Genomic DNA, 4,367 nt, shown 5'->3' on the forward strand with positions numbered 1-4,367 from the left:
CGACCTTTATTGAAGGCTTCGGCTGGCGGGCTGAGCCCATGCCACATGACAAGACGCGGGATTTAACCGAAGAGATAAAAGAAGCCGATGGCTACCAGCCAGGAATCATCATGCGCAAACTTGTCGAAGGCCGCGACGGTACCTGCCGGGTCGGCGGATGCGGCGAGCCTGCTTTTCTCAGCCAGTTGGATCACCGACACAACTGGGCTGAAGGCGGGCCAACCCACCCGAAGAACCTGGTTTTCGCCTGTCGATCATGGTGGTGATGGTGCACAGAATTATGAACGCAAGGGCCCACCAACTACCTGCTCGCGAAGACTGTTCTTGTCCACCGGGAACTGGTCTTATTTCCGTCTTCCCGTAGGGGACTATTTTTACTTTGGCTCAAAATGCACCAAAGGTATTATCCTCAACCGCCAAAATGTTACTTCCAGGTAAGAAATAGTCCCTATTTATAGATAGCTCCTGGCGGTTAATCCTGTCATCCTGGCTCTCGTCGAGCTGCAACTCTCGCATAGCGTGGTTGCTAAGGAGGTGTGCCCAATTGGATTACAAGTACCTACACACTTGATCGGTGCTGCACGTTTCAGGGTCCGGGTGTGCGGCGTCCTGTCTGAGGTCCGCGATAGTGTCGCGCAGCACGGAGAGCTGCGCGATCTGCTGCTCGATCTCAGCGAGGCGCACGTCAAGCAGGTCGCGCACGTGCTCGCAGGGCGCCTGGCCGCCGTCGCGGATGTCGAGGATCTGGCGGATCTGGGCGAGGGTGAGGCCCGCGGCCTGGCCCCGGTGGATGAACCCGACCCGACCCACGGCATCCTCGGCGTAGTCCCGATAGCCGGAGGCCAATCGCTCGGCCGGAGGGAGCAGCCCCGACTCCTCGTAGAACCGCAGGGTCTTGGTCGTGGTTCCGGTTGCTTCCGCAAGCTGTCCGATCCTCATGTTCGCCGATTCCCCTTCCAATGGCCACCACACTTGACCTTCCATTGTACTGGAAGGTTCACAATGGTTCCATAGGAACTTTTGAACCACAGGGAAGAGACATCTGGAATGACAAACGAAAAGTTCGATCTGGCGATTATTGGTTCCGGCGGCGGAGCGTTTGCGGCCGCGATCCGGGCCACCGGACTGGGCAAGCGCGTCGTGATGGTGGAGCGCGGCACCGTGGGCGGGACATGCGTGAACACGGGCTGCGTCCCGTCGAAGGCGCTCCTGGCTGCCGCGGAGGCCCGCCACGTGGCGTTGGATTCGGCCCGCTTCCCTGGGGTGGCGGCCTCGGCGGGCCCGGTGGACATGCCGGCCCTGATTCAGGGCAAGGCCGCGCTGGTTGAAAGCATGCGCACGGAGAAGTACGTCGATCTGGCCGCGGACTACGGGTGGACGATGATCTCGGGGGACGCGTCGTTCACCGGAACCCAGGACGCACCGCTGCTCCGGGTGATCTCCCCGGATGGTGCAGTGAGAACGATCGAGGCCGGGCACTACCTCGTGGCCACTGGCTCCGCACCCTACGTGCCGCCCGTTCCCGGACTGGCCGAGGCCGGGTACCTGACCTCGACGACGGCGATGGAACTGGACGAGGTGCCCGAATCAATGCTGATCCTGGGCGGAGGCTATGTTGCCCTGGAGATGGCACAGCTTTTCTCCCGGCTGGGCTCCCGGGTGACCATGCTGGTCCGTTCCCGGTTGGCCTCGCAGGAGGAACCGGAGGCATCCAAGGCGTTGGCGGGGGTGTTCACCGACGAGGGGATCCGGGTGGTCCGGCGGGCCATGGCCGACTCCGTGGCCTCCGGCCCGGACGGGGTCTCGGTGACGGCAAACGTGGCCGGGGGCGAGGAGGTGTTCCGCGCTTCCCGCATCCTCGTGGCACTGGGCCGCCGCCCGGTGACCGAGGGACTGGACCTTGACGCCGTCGGGGTGAAGACCGGCGCATCCGGCGAGATCGTGGTCGATTCCCGCCTGGCCACGTCCAACCCGCGGGTTTGGGCCGCCGGGGACGCGACCGGCCATCGGGAGTTCGTTTACGTCGCAGCGGCCCACGGCGCCTTGGCCGTGGACAATGCGTTCACCGATGCCCTGGCCGAGGTCGACTACCGGCACCTGCCCCGGGTCACCTTCACCAGTCCCGCCATCGGGGCGGTCGGGATGACGGAAAAGGAAGCTGTCGCCGCCGGGATCAGCTGCGAGTGCCGGGTCCTCCCCCTGGAGTACGTGCCGCGAGCCGTGGTCAACCGCGACACCCGCGGCTTCATCAAGGTTGTCGCGGACCGCGACACCGGACGGATCCTGGGCCTCTCCGCGGTGGCCAAGGACGCCGGGGAAATCGCCGCCGCCGGCGTCTACATCCTCGAAGCGGGCATGACCACCGCGCAGGTCGCCGCCGCCTGGAGCCCCTACCTGACGATGGCCGAGGGCATCAGGATCGCCGCCAAGGCCTTCACCACCGACGTCTCCGAGCTCTCCTGCTGCGCCTGAGCTCCAGCCCCCACTACCGAAGCAAAGGAATGCCCTGACCGCCACCGACCAGGCCCTCACCTATCTGTTGTCCCCGAGCACCACCGCACCGACCACGGCACCGCCTGAGTCCCCATCCCCATTCCTGGAAGGAACCACCAGACACCATGACATACCCGAGATCCCGCCGTTCTCTGTCCGTTCCCCGGCCCAGGCACCTCGCCTCCGCCCTGTTTCTGGCAGCGGTCATGGCACTGACAACCGCCTGCGCCAGCTCACCGGGCGGCCCGTCGGCCGCGCCAGGCGGTTCGTCGCCCGACGCGGCCGGTGCCGTTGCTGTTACGGTCTCCGACATTGACGGCACTACCCGGACCATCCCGGACGGTAAGCCCGCAGCACTGTTCTTCTTCTCTGCCGGATGCGGTGAGTGTGCGGAAGGGGCCGATTCCCTGAACAAGGCCTCCACGGCCCTGGGAAGCTCGGCCGACTACCTCCTGGTGGACGTGGACCCCCGAGAACCGAAGGAGACCATCAACGGATTCCGCGATTACATCAAGGCCCCTGAGCTCCCTGCCGTCATCGACACCGAGGCCACACTGACCACCCGGTACAAGGTCACCTCCATAAGCACCCTGGTGGTGGTCGACGCGAAGGGCGACGTTACCTTCCGGGCCACCGACCCGTCTGCGGAAAAGATCCAAGAAGAACTCACCAAGGCCGGTGCCCAATGACAGCCCTGCTTGCCCTGGCCTTCGCCGCTGGAATGATTGCCCCGGTCAATCCCTGCGGTTTCGCCTTCCTGCCCGCCTGGATAGCCCAGACCATCGGGGACGCCCGGACGCGCCCGCTCGCGCTGCGTCTGGCCCACGGGCTCCGGGCCGGGCTCGCGCTCAGCCTCGGCTTCGCCGGGACCCTGGCAGCCTTCGGGCTGATCGTCAGCGCGGGCGCCAGGACCCTGATCAGCGCAGCGCCCTGGCTGGGAATGGCCACCGGGGTGATCCTTCTCCTGCTGGGCCTGGCCATGCTCACCGGACTCACACCACGGCTCCGTCTGCCGGCCTGGGCCACGAAACCCCGCACACAAGAAGCCGCAGGGGCAGGTCACAAAACCGGGCGCATGGTGGCCTTCGGGATCGGATACGCCGCAGCATCCCTCGGCTGCACCCTCGGGGTGCTCCTGGCCGTGATCGCCCAAGCCCAGGCCGTCGCCAGCTACGCCGGGCTGCTCGCGGTCTTCGCCGCCTACGCCGCAGGCTCGGCCACTGTCCTGATGCTCGTTTCGGCAGGCACGGCCATCGCCGGGGCCGCCCTCGGGCGAAGAATCACCGGCTTGGCCAAGCACAGCAACCGCATCGCCGCCTTCATCCTCACCATAACCGGCGCCTACCTCAGCTGGTATTGGTATCCCGCCGCCACCGGCGGAACCGCACAGGCCAACAGCCTCGCCGTATGGTCAGCCGCCGCCAGCGCCTGGATCAGCGACAACAGCACCCTGATCGCAGCCCTCGCCGCAGCCGTGGTGCTCGCATCGGCATTGGCCGCCCTCAACCGGCGCAGGAGACTGCGCATCAGACAGGGAACGCCGCCCACAGGCGAGGGCCCCGGGCAAAGCGGGGAACCCGACTGCTGCACACCAACTCCGGACAACAACTCGACCGAGGACCGGCCAGGCACGATCCCGTAGCTGGCCGAGGACTCCCAAAAAGCAATGGGGAGAGGGAACCTTGCCCATCTTCTGGCAAACGAGGCGCCCGCCTATCAGGACAGGTTGGTACAGCGGCATCAGGCCGGAAGTCAATTCGTGCAGAGGACTTCGGGCAATCCGTCAGGAGCCCTCTGTACCGCCCCCGCAATGACGGGAACGTCAGTGTGGTGGACTTCGGAAGGTGCTGTTGCAAAGTTGGGCGGAGAGCCGA

At 65.6% G+C, this 4,367-nt stretch carries 5 protein-coding genes; 4 read left to right on the forward strand and 1 reads right to left on the reverse strand.

Annotated elements, in window-relative coordinates:
* The coding region (locus tag HMPREF2993_RS13730; protein ID WP_246822390.1) for an HNH endonuclease signature motif containing protein at nt 1–266 on the forward strand (266 nt) is incomplete at its 5' end.
* Between the two features lie 283 nt (nt 267–549).
* On the opposite strand, the gene HMPREF2993_RS06965 is transcribed toward HMPREF2993_RS13730, so the two are convergent.
* Nucleotides 550–939, reverse strand: a complete 390-nt coding sequence (locus HMPREF2993_RS06965) for a heavy metal-responsive transcriptional regulator (RefSeq protein ID WP_004601215.1) — start codon at nt 937–939, stop codon at nt 550–552.
* Between the two features lie 108 nt (nt 940–1,047).
* On the opposite strand from HMPREF2993_RS06965, the gene merA reads away from it, so the two are divergent.
* The 3 genes from merA (at nt 1,048) to HMPREF2993_RS06980 (ending at nt 4,135) form a co-directional block, all read left to right on the forward strand.
* The gene (gene merA / locus HMPREF2993_RS06970; protein WP_070701667.1) at nt 1,048–2,472 is read left to right on the forward strand and encodes a mercury(II) reductase; all 1,425 of its coding nucleotides are present in this window, start codon (nt 1,048–1,050) and stop codon (nt 2,470–2,472) included.
* Nucleotides 2,473–2,699: 227 nt separating this feature from the next.
* The gene (locus HMPREF2993_RS06975) at nt 2,700–3,182 is read left to right on the forward strand and encodes a TlpA family protein disulfide reductase (protein WP_083308548.1); all 483 of its coding nucleotides are present in this window, start codon (nt 2,700–2,702) and stop codon (nt 3,180–3,182) included.
* Nucleotides 3,179–4,135 carry a cytochrome c biogenesis CcdA family protein gene (locus HMPREF2993_RS06980; protein ID WP_070701669.1) on the forward strand — a complete coding sequence of 319 codons (957 nt, stop codon included), beginning with the start codon at nt 3,179–3,181 and terminating at the stop codon, nt 4,133–4,135. Before HMPREF2993_RS06975 ends, HMPREF2993_RS06980 begins: the two co-directional genes overlap by 4 nt.
* Nucleotides 4,136–4,367: the final 232 nt, after the last annotated feature.

The organism is Corynebacterium sp. HMSC068G04 (genome assembly GCF_001814885.1).
GTDB classification, from domain to species: Bacteria; Actinomycetota; Actinomycetes; order Mycobacteriales; family Mycobacteriaceae; genus Corynebacterium; species Corynebacterium hiratae.

Excerpts from the sequence above, each read along its gene's own strand:
- HMPREF2993_RS06965 (WP_004601215.1), bottom strand. The coding sequence starts at position 939 with ATGAGGATCGGACAGCTTGCGGAAGCAACCGGAACCACGACCAAGACC.
- merA (WP_070701667.1), top strand. The coding sequence starts at position 1,048 with ATGACAAACGAAAAGTTCGATCTGGCGATTATTGGTTCCGGCGGCGGA.
- HMPREF2993_RS06975 (WP_083308548.1), top strand. The coding sequence starts at position 2,700 with ATGGCACTGACAACCGCCTGCGCCAGCTCACCGGGCGGCCCGTCGGCC.
- HMPREF2993_RS06980 (WP_070701669.1), top strand. The coding sequence starts at position 3,179 with ATGACAGCCCTGCTTGCCCTGGCCTTCGCCGCTGGAATGATTGCCCCG.